We start from the raw sequence: 331 nt of genomic DNA on the forward strand, positions 1-331 counted from the left end.
TGTGTATAAGAGACAGACGCAGCTTCTGGCGCACGACCCGGAGAGCGTCCACGCGTTGTCCCGGATCGTGCGCCGGGACCTCCCGGAGGCGGTGGACAGCTTCGCCCGGACCCGCTGGTGGACGAGGATGACGCCGGGCACCCAGTCCCCCGAACTGCATCTGGAACAGCAGCTGGGCCTGATGAAGAAGGACGCGGAACAACTGGCGGCGGGCCTGCGGGACGCGGAGGCCCGAAGGCAGGAGACCCACACCCGCTACCTGGAGGAACGGTCGGACCGTTAGGAACGCGGGGAACGGCGAGGGCCCGCCCTCACCGGGCTCCCCGTCGGG

1 pseudogene is annotated in these 331 nt (G+C 69.8%); it reads left to right on the top strand.

From position 1 onward, the window contains the following. Positions 1–283: pseudogene (locus tag OO70_RS50875) on the top strand (hypothetical protein); the annotation flags it as partial. Positions 284–331 lie beyond the last annotated feature (48 nt).

It is taken from the genome of Streptomyces xylophagus, from assembly GCF_000716435.1.
GTDB classification, from domain to species: domain Bacteria; phylum Actinomycetota; class Actinomycetes; order Streptomycetales; family Streptomycetaceae; genus Streptomyces; species Streptomyces xylophagus.